The sequence below is a fragment of the Ferrimonas sediminum genome (genome assembly GCF_900100175.1).
In the GTDB taxonomy this organism is placed as follows: domain Bacteria; phylum Pseudomonadota; class Gammaproteobacteria; order Enterobacterales; family Shewanellaceae; genus Ferrimonas; species Ferrimonas sediminum.
The window spans coordinates 346,416-363,367 of record NZ_FNEM01000004.1 but is presented as its reverse complement, the minus strand read 5'-3'; the positions used below and the strand labels follow the sequence as shown (position 1 = coordinate 363,367).

Annotated in this window: 18 protein-coding genes, 1 tRNA gene and 1 rRNA gene; 6 read left to right on the top strand and 14 right to left on the bottom strand. The window is 57.6% G+C overall.

Translation table 11 applies throughout. The features are described 5' to 3' along the window. The first annotated feature begins 146 nt into the window (after positions 1-146). The 6 genes from rrf to rimI all read left to right on the top strand — a co-directional run bounded on the left by rrf (position 147) and on the right by rimI (position 3,232). A 5S ribosomal RNA gene (gene rrf / locus BLT77_RS07770) occupies positions 147-261 on the top strand. A gap of 1,166 nt (positions 262-1,427) precedes the next feature. Then, entirely contained in the window at positions 1,428-1,601 is a 174-nt protein-coding gene (locus BLT77_RS20240) for a hypothetical protein (RefSeq protein ID WP_176819228.1), read from the top strand. A gap of 121 nt (positions 1,602-1,722) precedes the next feature. Next, a tRNA-Trp gene (locus tag BLT77_RS07760) sits at positions 1,723-1,799 on the top strand. Positions 1,800-1,923: 124 nt separating this feature from the next. Further along, entirely contained in the window at positions 1,924-2,430 is a 507-nt protein-coding gene (locus BLT77_RS07755; protein ID WP_090364370.1) for a GNAT family N-acetyltransferase, read from the top strand. Further along, positions 2,427-2,786, top strand: a complete 360-nt coding sequence (locus BLT77_RS07750; protein WP_090364367.1) for a DNA polymerase III subunit psi — start codon at positions 2,427-2,429, stop codon at positions 2,784-2,786. Before BLT77_RS07755 ends, BLT77_RS07750 begins: the two co-directional genes overlap by 4 nt. Next, entirely contained in the window at positions 2,783-3,232 is a 450-nt protein-coding gene (rimI, locus tag BLT77_RS07745; protein WP_090364364.1) for a ribosomal protein S18-alanine N-acetyltransferase, read from the top strand. Before BLT77_RS07750 ends, rimI begins: the two co-directional genes overlap by 4 nt. A gap of 38 nt (positions 3,233-3,270) precedes the next feature. On the opposite strand, the gene lipA is transcribed toward rimI, so the two are convergent. The 14 genes from lipA to leuS all read right to left on the bottom strand — a co-directional run bounded on the left by lipA (position 3,271) and on the right by leuS (position 16,930). After that, positions 3,271-4,239 carry a lipoyl synthase gene (gene lipA, locus BLT77_RS07740; RefSeq protein ID WP_090364360.1) on the bottom strand — a complete coding sequence of 323 codons (969 nt, stop codon included), beginning with the start codon at positions 4,237-4,239 and terminating at the stop codon, positions 3,271-3,273. After that, entirely contained in the window at positions 4,232-4,885 is a 654-nt protein-coding gene (gene lipB / locus BLT77_RS07735; RefSeq protein ID WP_090364357.1) for a lipoyl(octanoyl) transferase LipB, read from the bottom strand. The genes lipA and lipB overlap by 8 nt, the downstream gene beginning before the upstream one ends. Positions 4,886-4,959: 74 nt before the next feature. Continuing rightward, the gene (gene ybeD, locus BLT77_RS07730; RefSeq protein WP_028114134.1) at positions 4,960-5,223 is read right to left on the bottom strand and encodes a DUF493 family protein YbeD; all 264 of its coding nucleotides are present in this window, start codon (positions 5,221-5,223) and stop codon (positions 4,960-4,962) included. A 122-nt stretch (positions 5,224-5,345) separates the two neighbouring features. After that, the gene (locus BLT77_RS07725) at positions 5,346-6,512 is read right to left on the bottom strand and encodes a serine hydrolase (RefSeq protein WP_090364355.1); all 1,167 of its coding nucleotides are present in this window, start codon (positions 6,510-6,512) and stop codon (positions 5,346-5,348) included. A 98-nt stretch (positions 6,513-6,610) separates the two neighbouring features. Beyond that, complete coding sequence (locus BLT77_RS07720; protein WP_090364353.1) at positions 6,611-7,402, bottom strand: septal ring lytic transglycosylase RlpA family protein; 792 nt, start codon at positions 7,400-7,402, stop codon at positions 6,611-6,613. Then, complete coding sequence (gene mltB / locus BLT77_RS07715) at positions 7,386-8,339, bottom strand: lytic murein transglycosylase B (protein WP_090364350.1); 954 nt, start codon at positions 8,337-8,339, stop codon at positions 7,386-7,388. The genes BLT77_RS07720 and mltB overlap by 17 nt, the downstream gene beginning before the upstream one ends. 14 nt (positions 8,340-8,353) lie before the next feature. Next, positions 8,354-9,460, bottom strand: coding sequence for a rod shape-determining protein RodA (rodA, locus tag BLT77_RS07710; RefSeq protein WP_090364346.1), 1,107 nt, complete (start codon positions 9,458-9,460; stop codon positions 8,354-8,356). Then, positions 9,453-11,330 (bottom strand): penicillin-binding protein 2, encoded by a 1,878-nt coding sequence (gene mrdA / locus BLT77_RS07705; RefSeq protein WP_090364343.1) that lies wholly within the window; start codon positions 11,328-11,330, stop codon positions 9,453-9,455. The genes rodA and mrdA overlap by 8 nt, the downstream gene beginning before the upstream one ends. Beyond that, positions 11,330-11,797 carry a 23S rRNA (pseudouridine(1915)-N(3))-methyltransferase RlmH gene (gene rlmH, locus BLT77_RS07700; protein WP_090364340.1) on the bottom strand — a complete coding sequence of 156 codons (468 nt, stop codon included), beginning with the start codon at positions 11,795-11,797 and terminating at the stop codon, positions 11,330-11,332. Before rlmH ends, mrdA begins: the two co-directional genes overlap by 1 nt. A gap of 3 nt (positions 11,798-11,800) precedes the next feature. Beyond that, the gene (gene rsfS, locus BLT77_RS07695; RefSeq protein ID WP_028114128.1) at positions 11,801-12,136 is read right to left on the bottom strand and encodes a ribosome silencing factor; all 336 of its coding nucleotides are present in this window, start codon (positions 12,134-12,136) and stop codon (positions 11,801-11,803) included. Between the two features lie 36 nt (positions 12,137-12,172). Next, positions 12,173-12,838 carry a nicotinate-nucleotide adenylyltransferase gene (gene nadD / locus BLT77_RS07690; protein ID WP_090364337.1) on the bottom strand — a complete coding sequence of 222 codons (666 nt, stop codon included), beginning with the start codon at positions 12,836-12,838 and terminating at the stop codon, positions 12,173-12,175. After that, entirely contained in the window at positions 12,835-13,851 is a 1,017-nt protein-coding gene (gene holA / locus BLT77_RS07685) for a DNA polymerase III subunit delta (RefSeq protein WP_090364333.1), read from the bottom strand. Before holA ends, nadD begins: the two co-directional genes overlap by 4 nt. Beyond that, on the bottom strand, positions 13,852-14,340 hold the full coding sequence (locus BLT77_RS07680; RefSeq protein ID WP_090364327.1) for an LPS-assembly lipoprotein LptE: 489 nt from the start codon (positions 14,338-14,340) through the stop codon (positions 13,852-13,854). A 10-nt stretch (positions 14,341-14,350) separates the two neighbouring features. Beyond that, on the bottom strand, positions 14,351-16,930 hold the full coding sequence (gene leuS, locus BLT77_RS07675; protein ID WP_090364427.1) for a leucine--tRNA ligase: 2,580 nt from the start codon (positions 16,928-16,930) through the stop codon (positions 14,351-14,353). Between the last annotated feature and the right edge of the window lie 22 nt (positions 16,931-16,952).

Here is a 16,952-nt window from a genome sequence, read left to right as displayed (position 1 = left end):
GCGTTGTGAGGCGTTGAGCTAACTTGTACTAATGACCCGTGAGGCTTAACCATACAACACCCAATGGGTTTTGATATCCCAGATAGTTAAGCGCTTGCAAGAATGCAAACGAGAAATACAGCTTGTGCGAATTGATACAGTTTTTGTCTGACGACAATAGCGCTGTGGCCCCACCTGATCCCATGCCGAACTCAGAAGTGAAACACAGTCGCGCCGATGGTAGTGTGGGGGTTCCCATGTGAGAGTAGGTCATCGTCAGGCGCCAAATCCAAGAAAGCCCGTAGCTAACGCTACGGGCTTTTTTCGTGTCTGCGATTTGAAAAAGTGAATGCAGCCCAGGTGCTGCCAGCCCTGCCAACTCGCACCGTCGCCCTTGCGAATGGTACCCGCGTGCGCGGCCACGACGACGGGTTGTTTGGGACATGGTGGATAATGTCGAATACCGATCTCTGCCGCAACTTTGATCACTAGCTCTGCTGACGCTACCAACTCTTGGGTTATTCGCATCCCCCTTTTTAATCCCCATCCGTACTATGAGATACCTCCTGGCTGCTCGTTGAGCGTGATTCCTTCCAAATTGCACCGTCGCCCTTGCGAACGCGAGGGCCCAGTGTCTTTTGGTGGAACTCTTTGAAGCCACTGGATTCTCGCCAGCGCAAGAATGACCAAGGGCAAAGCCGCTGGATACCCGCGACCGCGGCCACGACGGAGATAAGGTTGGAGTTGTGGTGATAGCGACAGGCACTGGTCTCTGCTGCCCCCCATTGGTTGATTAGTTACTGCTACGCCATCCCGTTCGCACCGTCGTCCTTGCCAGCGCGAGGGCCTCGTATCTTCGGTTTTGGTTTGGCGCAGAAAAGCCACTGGGTACCCGCGTGCGCGGGCACGACGGAGGAAAGCCCGTCGCCCTTGCGAATGCGAGGGCCCAGCGTCTTTGGTTGTGCCGCTTTAAAACCGCGGGATCCTCGCCAGCGCAAGAATGACCAAGGGCAAAGCCTCTGGGTACCCGTGTGCGCGGGCACGACGGAGAGAAGGATGGAGTTGCGGTGATAGCGACAGGCACCGGTCTCTGCTGCCCCCCATTGGTTGATTGGTTACTGCAACACCATCCAGTTCGCACTGTCGCCCTTGCCAGCGCGAGGGTCCAGCGTCTTGGGTTTTGGTCGAGAGCAGGAAAGCCACTGGCTACCCACATGCGCGAGCACGACGGGTGGAAAGCGCGTCGCCCTTGCGAACGCGAGGGCCCAGTGCCCGGCAACAAAGAAGATAACACGACGGCTTGCCCGTCAATTTAGCGGCGCCTTAGGGGTAAAGGCGGGGCGTCTTAGACTTTGGTCAAATGGTCTATGCTTGGTGAAGGTGGTATATCTTGTCGCCAGTGGTTCTCTTTGTATTTATGCAGTGACAAGGAATGAGGAAGGGTAGCGATGAACGAATTTGAAAATGCGCCGGAAACATCAGTTGAGTCTATGGGGGAGCGTGAGCATTGGCGCTCCGGTCAGCTGGGTCGTCAGTTGGTGGCGATTCTTGAAGACAGTTATGAACAGGACGCGGAAGGCGATTCCTTGCATAAACACAGAGTGGATGTCTCTCGCGGTTAAGGAATAAGTGCCATTTGTCAGCTTTTGAGTCAGATTGCTGCATACTTGGTCAGTCGATTCACTTTCAATGAAAAAGAACTTTACCTTTCGACCTGGGAACGTATAATTCACCTCGTTCGCTAGGGGTGTAGTTCCAATTGGTAGAACAGCGGTCTCCAAAACCGATGGTTGCGGGTTCGAGTCCTGCCACCCCTGCCACATAAAGAATCGGCCCGCAGAGTAATCTGCGGGCCGTTTTCGTATCTGTGTTGTTTGGTTTATTACCTATCCTATTTCATTGGTATACACTGAGTCTCCTTGTGATGATGTCAGTCTGTTGGTTATGCCTCAAATTTCTATTCGACCGATGATAAGCCGCGATCTGGCCCAGGTTGCCGAACTCTATCGTCAGCGCAGTTGTGTCGAGAACTCGTTACATACCCCCTTTATCTCCGAAGATGAATGGCGCAACCGGGTGCTGCATATGGGCAATGACCTGCAGTGTTTGGTGGCTTGCATCGGTGACCAGTTAGTGGGCCATTGCTGTTTAACCACCTATCAGAATGAACCCAGGCGGCGGCATGCCGCGACGATTGGAGTGGTGGTGGATCAGCGGCATCGGCGCCAGGGGGTTGCCCGTGCCATGCTGGAGGAGATGATCGACACTTGTGACAGCTGGCTTGGCGTGTCCAGAATTGAACTCGAGGTTTTTGTGAACAATACAGGTGCCATCGCACTGTACCGTCAGCTGGGCTTTTCGGAAGAGGGAAGAATGCGCCAGTATGCGTATCGCAATGGCGTCTTGGAGGATGCGGTGATCATGGCGCGAAATCAGGAGGCGATGGCGTGAATCAGGATCGGTTTCGGAGTCAGTGCCTGAGGGCTCTGGGCATAACTTCATGGCGTCTAAACGCCGAGTATAGAGAGACAGAAGCGGCTGCCTCGGCGGAGCGTGACGAGGCGGCGTGGTGCGTATTGGGAGCGGATCCTAATAGCCCGCTGTTGCAGGACTTGCTGTTGCCGTTTCAGTGCCATCCAGAGCAAGTAGAGAGGGTTGAGGCGGGTCATCAGTTGAAACCGGGACAGCGTCTGTTGAGCTTCGGCATCAAGCATGGGGAGGCGACCTTGTCGCTGCCGGCGTGGTCAGAGTTGGAGACGCCCCAAGGCAAGCGTCAGGCCTGGAAAGCATTGCAGGAACAGCTATGAGCATCGAATTCGTCAAATTGTCCACGCTGCCGGTTGCCGAGCTGTATGGTATCGAGCAGTTGAGTCATCGGTACCCCTGGAGCCAGGCGACGTTGGCAAGCTGCCTGGGCAGCAGCTATCAGGGTGAGGCGCTGAAGGTAGATGGGGTGCCGGTAGGCTATTACATTACCCATACCGTGGTCGGTGAGGCCACGCTGATGAATATCTGCCTGCTGCCTGATATGAGGGGGCAGGGGTTAGGGCGACGACTGTTGCAACGCTGTCTGGATACGCTGCTTCAGCAACAAGCTGAGTGCTGTTTTCTGGAGGTTCGGGCCAGCAACGAGTCCGCCCTGGCGTTATACCGCAATATCGGCTTTGCGCAGCTCAGTCGCCGTAAGGGCTATTACCCTACCGACAATGGCCGCGAAGATGCGGTGATAATGAGTTACCGATTCCACCAATAAAAAAAGGAGCCATACGGCTCCTTTTTTACTGCAATCTTCTATTTAACCTCTTTACCCTGTGCCTGCATGTCCGCATGGTAGCTGGAGCGCACCAGAGGACCACAAGCGGACTGGGTAAAGCCAAGCTGTAGGGAGTGTTCCCTAAGCTCATCAAACTCGGCTGGTGGGACGTAGCGTTCCACTGGCAGGTGATGCCGGCTGGGTTGCAGGTATTGGCCCAGGGTCAGCATTTCGACATCGTGATTGCGCAGATCCTGAAGCACCGCTTTAATCTCGTCGTTGGTTTCGCCCAGCCCCATCATCAGACCGGATTTGGTCGGAATGGCGGGGTGCATCGCTTTGAAGCGCTTCAGCAGATCCAGTGACCATTGGTAGTTCGCCCCCGGACGGGCTTTGCGGTACAGGCGGGGAGCGGTTTCCAGGTTGTGGTTGAACACATCTGGCGGCTCGGTGGCCAGAATCTCCAGTGCCCGATCAATACGACCGCGGAAATCCGGTACCAGAATCTCAATTTTGATGTGCGGAGACAGTGCTCGAATCTCGCGGATGCAATCGGCAAAATGCTGAGCGCCACCGTCTCTAAGGTCATCGCGATCGACCGAGGTGATCACCACGTACTTGAGCTTCATGTCGCGAATGGTTTCCGCCAGCTTCTTGGCTTCATTAGCATCCGGTTTTAGCGGCCGGCCATGGGCAACGTCGCAGAAGGGACAGCGGCGGGTACAGATGGCTCCGAGAATCATGAAGGTCGCGGTGCCATGGTTAAAGCACTCTGCCAGATTGGGGCAGGAGGCCTCTTCGCATACCGAGTGGAGCCCATGTTTACGCATGGCGCCCTTCACTTCATCAATCTTCTGACTGGATGAGGGCAGCTTGACCCGCAGCCAATCCGGCTTGCGCAGCATTTTTTCGCGTTCCACCGGTACCACTTTCACCGGAATCCGAGCCAGTTTTTCAGCGTCCCTTAACTTCACGCCTGGTACCAGGCGTTCTGGGCGTTCACTCATGCGGTAATCCTTCTAACAGGGTCAACTGGGTGTAGCCCAGCTTGTTATAGAATATGTCAGCCAGTCGATCGCCGGCCTCTGAAACCGTTGCTGGCCCGCCGAGATCGGCGGTTTGCACCATCTCCATGCCGGCATAGCCGCAGGGGTTGATACGCAGGAACGGCGAGGTATCCATATTAACGTTCAGAGCCAGGCCGTGGAATGAGCAGCCTTTGCGGATGCGCAATCCCAGAGAGGCCACTTTGCGCTCATCGACATAAACGCCGGGGGCATCGGCTTTGGCATAGGCATTGACTTGATAGGGGGCCAGTAGATCGATCAAGCTGCTCTCTATCTGAGTCACCAGTTCCCGTACCCCGATCCCCAACCGTTTGATGTTTAGCAGTGGGTAGGCCACCAATTGACCCGGGCCGTGGTAGGTGACCTGACCGCCCCGGTCGACCTGAACCACCGGAATTTCGCCGGTATTAAGCAGGTGTTCGGCTTTGCCAGCCTGACCCTGAGTGAAGACAGGAGCGTGTTCCAACAGCCACAGCTCGTCGGCATCATCCTGATTGCGGGTGTCGGTGAAGCGTTGCATCGCTTGCCAGATCGGCTCATAGGGCTGCAGGCCCAGACGACGCACTATCAGAGTTTTTGCGACCAATCCTTTATCACGCCAAGTTAGGGGAGGTTGGTCGCATTATACCTGTGCAAAGTGGAAATGCTAGGTAGATCACATTATAGAACTCGGATTACACCGTCGATTGCGCCAAGTTCGGTGTACAGGGTTTCCAGCTGCTCTTTGCTGGTGGCAGTGATATTGATGGTCACCGCGTGGTAGCTGCCCTTGCTGCTGGGGCGCACCGTCGGGTGATAGTCGCCGGGGGCATGGGCCTGAACAACGGCGACCACCTGATCGGGAAGCTGTTCGCTGGCGTGGCCAATTACCTTAAACGGAAAATGGCAGGGGAACTCTAGCAGTTCATCAAATTTGGTGTTCATGGTCTCACTCCGGCTCAAAATTACGACAGCTGCCTTAATGGGGGTCAGTGTATCAAATTTCAAGTATGGCAATGCAAAAGAGGCCTGCGCATGGCAGGCCTCTTTAAGGAATTCCACGGCGGTTAATTGAACCAGCTGGCTACCAGCAGTTTGATGTAATCGATCAACTTACTGAACCAGGAGCCCTCTTCTACGTCTTGCAGAGCAACCAACTTGTATTCGGCGATGTCTTTGCCGTCCAACTGGAAGAAGACCTTACCGACCACCTGACCTTTAGTCAGTGGGGCCTTCAGCTCCTCGGTCAGCTCGAAATTGGCTTCCAGCTTTTCCGCCTGGCCACGGTAGATGGTAACAGGAGTGTCTTCCAGCACGCCCAGGCTCACCTGAGGTTCGCTGCCGTACCAGATTTTATGGCTGATGAACTCGTCACCGGCTTTATAAGGGGTCACCGTTTCAAAGAAGCGGAAGCCGTAATTGAGCAGCTTTTTGCTTTCCGCTTCACGGCTGCTCGCGCTTTTTGCTCCCATGACCACGCTGACCAGGCGCATGCCGCCACGCTCGGCCGAGGCTACCAGGCTGTAGCCGGCATTGGAGGTGTGTCCGGTCTTGATGCCATCGACACCCAGGCTGCGATCCCACAGCAGGCCGTTACGGTTATGCTGGCGAATCTTGTTAAAGGTGAACTCTTTTTCACTGTACAGGGCGTACTCTTCCGGCACATCCCGAATCAGAGCCTGCCCCAGTAGCGCCATGTCGTAGGCGGTGGTGAAGTGCTCGGTGGAGTCCAGGCCGTGGGCGTTGACGAAGTGGGTGTCAACCATGCCTAACTGAGCGGTCCAGGCGTTCATCAGGTCGGTAAATGCACCTTCGCTGCCGGCAACGTGCTCGGCAATGGCGACACAGGCGTCGTTACCGGATTGGATCACCATGCCCCGGTTCAGATCTTCCAGTTTGACCTCTTTGCCCACCTCGATGAACATCTTGGAGGAGTCCGGGAAGTTCTTGGACCAGGCTTTCTTGCTGATCTTAACATTGTCGGTCAGGGCAACGTTGCCTTGTGCCACCTCCTGGCCCAGTACGTAAGAGGTCATCATCTTAGTCAAACTGGCTGGGGCGCGCTTCTCGTAGGCGTTCTCTTCCGCCAGAATCTGACCGGTCTGGTAGTCCATCAGCACATAGGCGGTGGCGTTAACCGTTGGTGCATTGGGAACCACACTGGGCACCGCCATGGTGGAGGTGGCGAAGAGAAGGCCGGTTACGGCAGACAGCGTTTGCTTGAGTTTATTCATAATGATCTGACTGGAATTCCTATACGTTTGATGCAAATCGAGTGTCGAAACACCGAAAGGGCAGTATATCACTTGACCCCGATGACCGGAGAAAAGTTTCATTTCGGCTCTAAAGTTTCATAAACCGTGAACGCCCCGTCGTAGCCGTCGCGCTGTAGAGTCTGCAACAGTTGCTGGCTCTTGAACGGGTCCTGCAGTGGTCCAAGCTGCAGTTTATACAGATTGCCCTGGCGCACCAGACGGCTGGCAACCTGGTACCGCTGTTCCAGTTTCGAAGCCAGCTGCATCAGTGCGGCCTGGTTGGAGGCGGCGGTGAGCTGCAGAAACTGCCGGGTGGCTACCTGGGGCAGCATGGGAGCCGGGTTGGCTTCGGTGGCCAGCGCCTCTATCCGAACCCGGGCGGTGCCCTGTTTAAGCATATCCAGATGGTAGGCGGCGGCGTAGGAGAGATCAATCAGCCGATCGCCATGGAAGGGGCCACGATCATTGGCCCTTACAATCACGGTTTTCTGATTGGCCAGGTTGGTGACTTTCAGGTAGGTCGGCAGCGGCAACGCCTTATGGGCGGCGCTGAAGCCATACATATCGTAGGTTTCACCGTTGGAGGTCAGGTGTCCATGGAATTTTGCGCCATACCAGGAGGCGGTGCCCTCCTCCAGATAGCCACTGGCACTGGGCATCACCTGGTACGATTTGCCCAACACCTGATAGTTGCGGTTACCCTGCTTGCTGGGAGGCTCATATCTGGGCTTGGGCTGTTCCAGTTGGCTGACGTCCGGTGCATTATCTGGAGCCCGATCCTGATCCATGTGGTAGCGGCCGCTGCTGCAGCCGACCATCATCAGCACAGGCAGCAGCAGTGGAATAAGCCGGTTATTGATAGAAGCCATTGTGCAACCGTTGTGAGAACTCATGGGCCGCCATGGCATACAGGGGGCTGCGATTGTAGCGGGTGATGGTGTAGAAGTTACTGGAGACCTGATAGGCCTGCTGTTGGTCCTCTGCACTTTGCAGCATCAAAATGGCGGCGGTGTCGGATTCGGGGCCGGAGACGTCAACGCCTTTGGCCTTTAGCTGGGCCACGGTGGTGGTCAGGGGCTTACCCTGCCAGCTGTCCGGGGCGCTCAGTGATACGGAGGGGGTGTCGACGGCCTGCGCCACCGGTGCGCCGAGGCGCCATTTGTGTTCGGCAAAGTAGTTGGCCACGCTGCCGATGGCATCGACCGGGTTGTTGAGCAGATCCCGTTTGCCGTCGCCATCGAAGTCCACCGCGTAGGCCAGGTAGCTGGAGGGGATAAACTGCCCCCAGCCCATGGCGCCGGCATAGGAGCCTTTGATGTCGGACAGGGACCAGCCCTCCTGTTGGGCCAGCTTGAGATAATGCCCCAGCTCCGAGGAGAAGAACTTCGCCCGCTTCGGGTAGTAAAATCCCAGGGTATAGAGGGCGTTGAGCACCGGATAGCGGCCGGTGAACTGACCATAGCGGGTTTCGATGCCGATGATGGCGACGATCATGGCGGCGTCGACGCCGTATTGTTGTTCGGCCCGGGCCAGGGTGTCCTGGTGAGCTTTCCAGAACGCCAGACCATCGTCGAGTCGCTCCTGGGTCAGGAACAGCTGTCGGTATTGGTACCAGGGTTTGGCTTCCCAGGGGGTGGAAATGGCGGCTAACACCTCGGGATCTTTTTCGGCCTGGGCCAGGGCTTGATTCAGGTAGTCGGGGCTGAGACCTTTGGCGGTCCAGTCCTCAATAAATTGTTGCTGTGGTGTGGTTGCATGTGCGGCACTGCAGAGCAGCAGTGCCGGAATCAGGAGCCTTTTTGCCATCCTGGTCATCCATTTTAGCGGCCGATAAAGCGCCGGTGGGTGTGAATTGCCATCAGCATGCCAAATCCCGCCATCAATGTCAGCATTGAGGTGCCGCCGTAAGAGACCAGCGGCAAAGGTACGCCCACCACGGGCAGGATGCCGGAAACCATGCCGATGTTTACAAATACATACACAAAAAATGTCAGCACGATGCTGCCTCCGAGCAAGCGGGCAAACGGTGTCTGTGCCCGCGAGGCGATAACCAGGCCGCGGCCGACGATAAACAGATACAGTGTCAGCAGTATCAACGCGCCGATCAGGCCGAACTCCTCGCCCAGGACGGCAAAAATGAAGTCGGTATGGCGCTCCGGCAGGAACTGAAGCTGAGACTGGGTACCGCCCAGCCAGCCTTTGCCGCTGAGGCCGCCGGAGCCGATGGCGATCTTGGACTGAATGATGTGGTAGCCCGCCCCCAGGGGATCCTTTTCCGGATCCAGCAGGGTCATGACCCGGGTGCGCTGGTAGTCTTTCATCAGATAGAACCAGAGCACCGGCAGGAAGGCCAGCACACTGACGATGCACATGCCCACGACCGCCCAGCTCATGCCGGACAGGAACAGCACAAAGACACCGGAAGCCGCCACCAGAATCGAGGTGCCCAGGTCCGGTTGCGAGGCGATCAGCAGCGTCGGTACCAGCAGAATGGCGGCGCCGCCTGCCAGGTAGCGTTTCTTGGGGGGCAGGGGGTAGCGGCTGATGTACCAGGCCATGGTGATGGGAAAGGCCAGTTTCATCAACTCCGAGGGCTGAAACTCCATAAAACCCAGGTTGAGCCAGCGCTGGGCGCCTTTGTTAACCTCACCAAACAGGTCGACCGCGATCAGCAGGATGATGCCGACAATGAAGATCGGCAGGGCCCATCGGCGGAATACTTCCGGATTGATCTGAGCCAAGGCAAACATCACCAGCAGCGACAGAGCGATTCGAATTAGTTGCTTTTCCAGCATAAAAGAGCTTTGACCGCTGGCGGCGTACAGCACCATCAGGCCAAACCCCATCAGCGCCAGAATGCCGAGCAGCAAGGGCAGATCGATGTGCAGTCTGAGCCAGATGTTGGGGCCTTTGCGTACTTTACTCATGATTACTGGCGGTCTTTATGCTGTCGGAATTGGTGTCTGCCGGATCCAGGTAGTGGTCCAGCAGGGCGCGGGCGATGGGGCCGGCGTTGGCGCCACCCCAACCGGCATTCTCCAGTACCACCGTCAGGGCGATAGTGGGGTTCTCAGCCGGGGCATAGCCGACGATCAGGGCGTTATCCCGCAGGTGTTCGGCAATCTTGTCTTTTTCATATTTGGCGTCTTCTGCCAGGCCGAAGACCTGGGCGGTACCGGTTTTGATGGCGGCGGTGTATGAGGCGTCGGCAAAACGCTTGCTGGCGGTTTTGATCATCGCCTCATGGACGATGTCCCAGGCCTTATCGTTGCTCAGCACCAGTGGTGGTCGCTCGGACAGGGGGATGGCATCCATGTGGCCGTCGTTGCCCATGGATCTCAGCAGGTGCGGCGTGAGGTGTTGGCCGCGGTTGATCATCACCGTGAGCGCCTCGGTGAGCTGCAGCGGAGTGGTGGTCCAGTAGCCCTGGCCAATCCCCACCGAGATGGTATCGCCGATGTACCAAGGCTCCTTATAGCGCAGACGCTTCCAGTCACGGGACGGCATGATCCCGGCAGACTCCTCTTTCAAATCGATGCCGGAGTACTGGCCAAATCCGAACTGCAGCATGTACTGACTGATGGTATCGATGCCCATGTTGTAGGCCAGATCGTAAAAGAAGGTGTCGTTGGACTTGACCAGTGCATCGACGACATCGACCCAGCCATGGCCCCAGCGCTTCCAGTTGCGGTATTTGCGTTCAACCCCGGGGATTTGCCACCAGCCTGGATCCCAGATGCGGCTCTTTTCGGTGATCTTTTTCTCCTCCAACCCTGCCAGTGCCAGCATTGGTTTGACCGTGGAAGCCGGAGCGTACTGCCCTTGTGTAGCGCGGTTGATCAAGGGGCGGGAGGCGTCATTCAGCAGGCCACTGTAGGCTTTTCCGCTGATGCCATGGACAAACAGGTTGGGGTCATAGCTGGGGTTGGACACCATGGCCAGCACGCCACCATCACGGGGATCCATGGCGACCAGGGCGCCGCGATGGCCGGACATCAGCTGTTCCGCCTTCTGTTGCAGTTGCAGATCCAGGGTTAACTGAAGGTCTTTGCCCGCAGATGGTGCGGTGGTGTCCAGAGTACGGACGATGCGGCCGCGGCTGTTGACTTCAACCTCCTGCAAACCGGGCTGGCCATGGAGCTGTTCCTCATAGAAACGCTCGATCCCCAGCTTGCCGATGTCCTTGGTGGCGGCGTACATGGCCGACTTGCCCTCTTGATCCAGGCGGGTAACGTCATTGTGGTTGATGCGGGCGACGTAACCCAGGGTATGGGTCAGGGTCTGCTTATAGGGGTAGTAGCGTTTTAGGCCGGCGCTGATCTGAAAGCCGGGGTAGCGGTGCTGGTTGACGCTGAATTCTGCCACCTGCTCTTCGCTGAGTTGGCTAAGCAGGGTGGTGGGTTTGAAGCGTTTCTGGCCCTTTACCCGTTTCAGAAACTCCCGCTGTTCGGTTTCGGGGATCTGATACAGCTGTGCCAGCTCCTGCAGGCTCTGGTCCAGGTCGGGAGCCTGCTCGGCAATCACTTCCAGAGAGTAGACCGGCTGATTCTCTGCAAGCAGAGTGCCGTGGCGATCGTAGATAAGGCCGCGATTCGGAGCGATGGGGATGACCCGAATGCGGTTGTCGTTGGAGCGGGTCTGGTATTCACTGTGGTCGACGACCTGAATGACATACAGGTTACTGAGCAGTACAGCGATGAGCGCGATGACCCCGACAAAGCAAGCCACCGCCCGGCGTTTAAACAGGGCGGTTTCGGCTGCGTTGTCGCGAATCTTGGTACGTTGATAAAAACGCATTACTCTCTGTGGTACGGGTGGTTGTTGTTGATGCTCCAGCCCCGATACAGGCTTTCCGCCATAATGACCCGAACCAGAGGGTGGGGCAAGGTCAGATTGGACAGCGACCAACTCTGTTCCGCTGCCTGTTTGCAAGCCGGAGCCAGACCTTCAGGTCCGCCAATCAATATCGCCACATCGCGGCCATCCATCTGCCACCGCTCCAGTTGCTGCGCCAGCGTCGGTGTGTCCCAGGGTTTGCCCGGAATATCCAGAGTGACAATACGACAGCCCTGACAGGCAGCCAGCATCGCGTCTCCCTCTTTCTCGAGAATGCGGGCGATGTCGGCATTTTTACCGCGTTTGCCGGCGGGAATCTCAATCAATTCCAGCGGCATGTCCCGGGGAAAGCGGCGCTGATACTCGTTAAAACCGGTCTGCACCCAGGCCGGCATTTTGGTGCCAACGGCGATCAGCTTGATCTTCATGGATTACTTCTGATCCGGATGAGCGGACCACAGCTTCTCCAGTTGGTAGAAGTCACGGGTTTGCTCCTGCATAGCATGCAGAATCACGTCACCCAGATCCACCAGTACCCATTCGCCGGACTCTTTACCTTCCACACCCAGAGGGGCCAGATCAATTCGTTTGGCTTCCAGGGCAACGTTTTCGGCAATGGCGCGAACGTGGGTTTTCGAGGTGCCGCTGCACACCACCATAAAATCGGCGATGGTGGATTTGTCGCTGATGTCCAAAACCACCAGGTCCCGGCACTTCAGCTCTTCCGCTTTCTCTACTACAAAGTCTTTCAGTTCAACAGGGGTCACTGCTGGCTCCAATTCGGTTTGACACAAAGCCAGACATTATACCCTGCCGCTTCGACTGACTCCATGGAAATAGAGGCGCTGGGCCTGAATAAAATTGATCACCGCTGGGGGCAGCAGAGTGTCGACGGCCAGTCCTTGCTGCAGTCTGTGGCGGATCTCGGTGGATGATACCCCGGGAGGCTGCAGTTCGGTGAGTACAACCTGTCCCTGTAGTTGGTGCCTAATGGACTGGTTATCTTCAGTTATTCGCCCTTTCAGCAGTGTTTTGGCGGCGGGGCTCAGATTCAGGTCAACGTCCTGGCGGCGACAGACAATCAGGTGGGCCAGCTCCAGAATGCGCTGCGGCCGGTGCCAGTGAGCAAAACTGTTGAGGGAGTCCATGCCGATAATGAAACACAATGCCGCATGGGGGTGGTCCTGCCGCAACGACTCCAGGGTATCGACGGTGTAGGAGGGCTGGCGTCGGTGCAGCTCTCTATCGTCCACGCTCAGCTGAGGGTGGGTGCCACAGGCGAGCCTGACCATCTGCAGGCGTTGCTCACTGCTGGCGCCGGTGGCCGCCTTATGGGGAGGCTGATGGTTGGGCAGCAGTCGCACCTCATCCAGCTGAAATTGCGCCAGGGCGTCGGTGGCCATTTTCAGGTGGCCGTTGTGAATGGGATCAAACGTGCCCCCCAGCAGGCCGATCGCGGTCAGACTCATAGGGCAGGAAACAGCGGGTATCGAGGGTTAAAGCCCAGGCACAACTCGGCAAGGCCGCTCCAGGGGGCCTCTCCTTCGCCTTTGATCTGCAGCTCCAATTGACCACAGAGCCCCAACAGTTGCCCCAGCCTGGGGAGCGGAAGCCGCTGCAGACAGTTGCGGTACAGGGGTTGGCGCTTGGCCCAGATGCGCTGCTGCTTGAACAGCTCGTTGAGGTTGCTGCCCTGTTGCTGCCCCTGTTGCAACTGACACAACACCTGCAACTCGCGCACCAGCGCCCAATTGATCAGAACCGGCGCGATCTCCTCCTGACGTAGCTGGTTGAGTACCGTCAGAGCCTTATCGCTATGGCCTGCCAACAAGGCGTCGGTGAGCTGAAATACCGTATAGCGGGATTGGTTGTGCAGCAGCCTGCCCAGGGCGTCTCCGCCGACGCTGCGGTTGCCGGCCAGCAGCGCCAATTGCGCCATGGCCTGATCGGCGGCCAGCAGGTTGCCCTCAAACAGGTCAGCAAACTGGTGCAATGCGTCCGGCTGAAGATTGACCCCATGGTGGCGCAGGCGATGCTGCAGCCACCGCAGGTAGTGCTGCCCTTCGGGAGTCACCGCCTGAACGTAGAGCCCTTGCTTGTCCAGGGCTTTGAACCATTTGCTGTTGGTCTGCTCCTTGGCCAGTTTGGGCCCGTGCAGCAGCAAAATGGTGTCTTGCAACTGACCGGCCAGCTCGGATAACACCGCACTGCCGTCGGCGCCGGGTTTGCTATTGGGTAGCTCCAGTTCAATCAGGCGACGGCTGGAGAACAGCGACATCGACTGACACTCCAGGGCCAGGTCGTTCCAGTTGAAGGGGGATTCCTGCACCAGAGACAGGCGTTCGTCGAAGCCGGCTTGGCGGGCGGCCTGGCGAATCTCGTTGCGGGCTTCTTCCCGCAACAGAATGTCATCGCCAAAGACCATGAAAACGGCAGGCAGTTGAGCCAGGTGCTGGCTCAACTGGCTGACAAAGATTCGCATCTACTGCACCTTAATGGTGGAGAGGGTGCGGATAACCTGATCGGCGGCCTGGGCGCGCATCTCCTGCAGCAGCAGGTCCAGCTCGCGGTTTTTGGCCAGCGCGGTACGGGGATCATCCAGGTAGTCGCGGCGAATCTCGACATCGAAACTCTGCGGAGGCTGATCCCCAAGCGTGACGCTGAAGCGGACTGAGTAGATCAGTTCGTATTCGGCGACCTGTCCCGAGGGGAACAGCGACAGGGTAGAGCGCTCGAGGTTATCGTTGCCGAGCCACAGGCGGGGTGCGGTCTGCTCCTGAACGATGCCAATATTGGACAGGCGTAACCGCTCTTTGACCAGGCGATGCAGCTCACCATAATCGTCGGAGCTTTCCAGACGCAGGCTTTGCAGCTCGGTCGGGATCAGGTAGTCACTTTTCAGATGGAAGCCACAACCGGCACTGACCAGTATGGTCAGTGCCAGCAGAGCGGTCAGAAAGGATCTGAGCACCCCGTTCTCCTTAGTTTGCTACGATGTTGAGCAGCTTACCCGGTACGTAAATCACTTTACGCAGGGTTTTGCCGTCGGTGAATTTGCTGACATTGTCGTCGCCAAGGGCCAGTTGCTGAACCTGATCCTGGTCGGCGTCGGCGGCCACCGTGATGCGGGCGCGGACCTTGCCGTTGACCTGGACCACAATCAGCTTCTCCTCTTCGACCATGGCGCCGGCATCGGCTTGTGGCCAAGGTTGGGTATCGATGTCCCCCTCCTGGCCCAAGGCGTTCCACAGGTGGAAGCCGATGTGCGGGGTGATGGGTGACAACATTTTCACTACCGCCAGCAGCGCTTCCTGCATCAGGGCCCGATCCTGGTCGTCCTGTTTCGGTGCCTTGTACAGCTTGTTCATCAGCTCCATCACCGCGGCAATGGCAGTGTTGAAGGTCTGACGACGGCCAATGTCGTCGCTGACTTTGGCGATGGTCTTGTGTACGTCACGGCGCAGCGCTTTCTGGTCCGGGTTCAGTGCGGCCACGTCCAGCTGCGGCGCGGCGCCCTGGCTGATGTGCTCGAAGGCCAGTTTCCACAACCGTTTCAGGAAGCGGTTGGCGCCTTCAACACCGGACTCCTGCCACTCCAGGGTCATCTCCGGTGGAGCGGCAAACATCATGAACAGGCGCACGGTATCGGCACCGTACTTGTCCACCATCTCCTGCGGATCGATGCCGTTGTTCTTGGACTTGGACATCTTGGTCATGCCGGAGTGGACCAGTTCGCGGCCCTCTTTGTCGGTGGCCTTGATGACCCGACCCTTGTCGTCCTTTTCCAGGATGGCGTCGGCCGGAGATACCCAGATCCGCTGGCCGTTGCTGCCGGTGTAGTAGAAGGCATCGGCCAGTACCATGCCCTGACACAGCAGACGCTTGGCGGGCTCGTCACTGTCTACCATGCCGGCGTCACGCAGCAGTTTGTGGAAGAAGCGGAAGTACAGCAGGTGCATGGTCGCATGCTCGATGCCACCAATGTACTGATCTACCGGCAGCCAGTAGTTGGCTTTGGCCGGGTCCAGCATGGCATCGTCGGTGCCGACGCTGGTGTAACGGGCGTAGTACCAGGAGGACTCCATGAAGGTGTCAAAGGTGTCGGTTTCGCGGGTGGCGGGTTGGCCGCCGACGCGGGTTTGCTGCCAGGCCTTGTCCGCTTTAATGGGGCTGGTCACCCCATCCATCACTACGTCTTCCGGCAGAATCACCGGCAGGTCGTCGGCGTCGACCGGTACGGACTCGCCGTTCTCCAGGGTGGCCATCGGGATTGGGGCACCCCAGTAACGCTGGCGGGAAACGCCCCAGTCACGCAGGCGGAAGTTGACGGTTTTTTCACCCCGGCCCAGGCTTTCCAGCTTGGCGGCGATGGCGTTCAGAGCGGCTTCGAAATCCAGGCCGTCAAACTCGCCGGAGTTAAACAGGATGCCTTTGTCGGTATAGGCCTGCTCGCTGATGTCCAGATCGGCATCGGCAGGCTTGATCACACCCTTGATCTCCAGGCCGTATTTGGTGGCGAACTCATAATCGCGCTGGTCATGGGCCGGTACGGCCATGACGGCGCCGGTGCCGTAGTCCATCAGTACGAAGTTGGCGACAAACACCGGAACCTTGTTGCCGTTGAGGGGATGAATGGCGTACAGGCCGGTGGCCATGCCTTTCTTCTCCATGGTGGCCAGTTCCGCTTCGGCAACCTTGGTGTTCTTGCACTCGTCGATGAAGGCGGCCAGTTCCGGGTTGTTGGCGGCCGCAACCGCAGCCAGAGGGTGACCGGCGGCGATGCCGACGTAGGTCACGCCCATGACGGTGTCCGGACGGGTGGTGTAGATGGTGAACTGTTGGTCCAGGCCATCCACATCGAAGGTCATCTCGACGCCTTCGGAGCGGCCGATCCAGTTGCGCTGCATGGTTTTCACCATTTCAGGCCAGCCGTCCAGGCCTTCCAGATCGGTCAGCAGTTGGTCGGCGTAGTCGGTGGTTTTAATGAACCACTGCGGAATCTCTTTCTGAATCACCGGGGTGTCACAACGCCAGCAGCAGCCGTCGATCACCTGCTCGTTGGCCAGCACGGTCTGGTCGTTGTCGCACCAGTTGACCGAGCTGGTTTTCTTGTACACCAGGCCTTTCTTGTACAGTTCGGTGAAGAACCATTGTTCCCAGCGGTAGTAATCCGGCTTACAGGTGGCCAGTTCGCGGCTCCAGTCGAAGCCAAAGCCGAGAATGTTCAGCTGTTGCTTCATGTAGTCGATGTTTTCGTAGGTCCAGGGGGCCGGGGCCGCCTTGTTCTTTACCGCGGCATTTTCAGCAGGCAGGCCAAAGGCATCCCAACCGAAAGGCTGCATGACATTTTTGCCCTGCATCCGCTGATAGCGGGAGATCACGTCACCAATGGTGTAGTTACGCACGTGGCCCATGTGCAGGCGACCACTGGGGTAGGGGAACATCGACAGGCAGTAGAATTTCTCTTTGCCCGGTTGTTCGACGGCGGTGAAGGTTTGGTTTTCGGCCCAGTGACGTTGCACATTGGGTTCGATATCGCTTGGGTTGTATTGCTCTTGCATCGACACGACAGGATCCACGAAT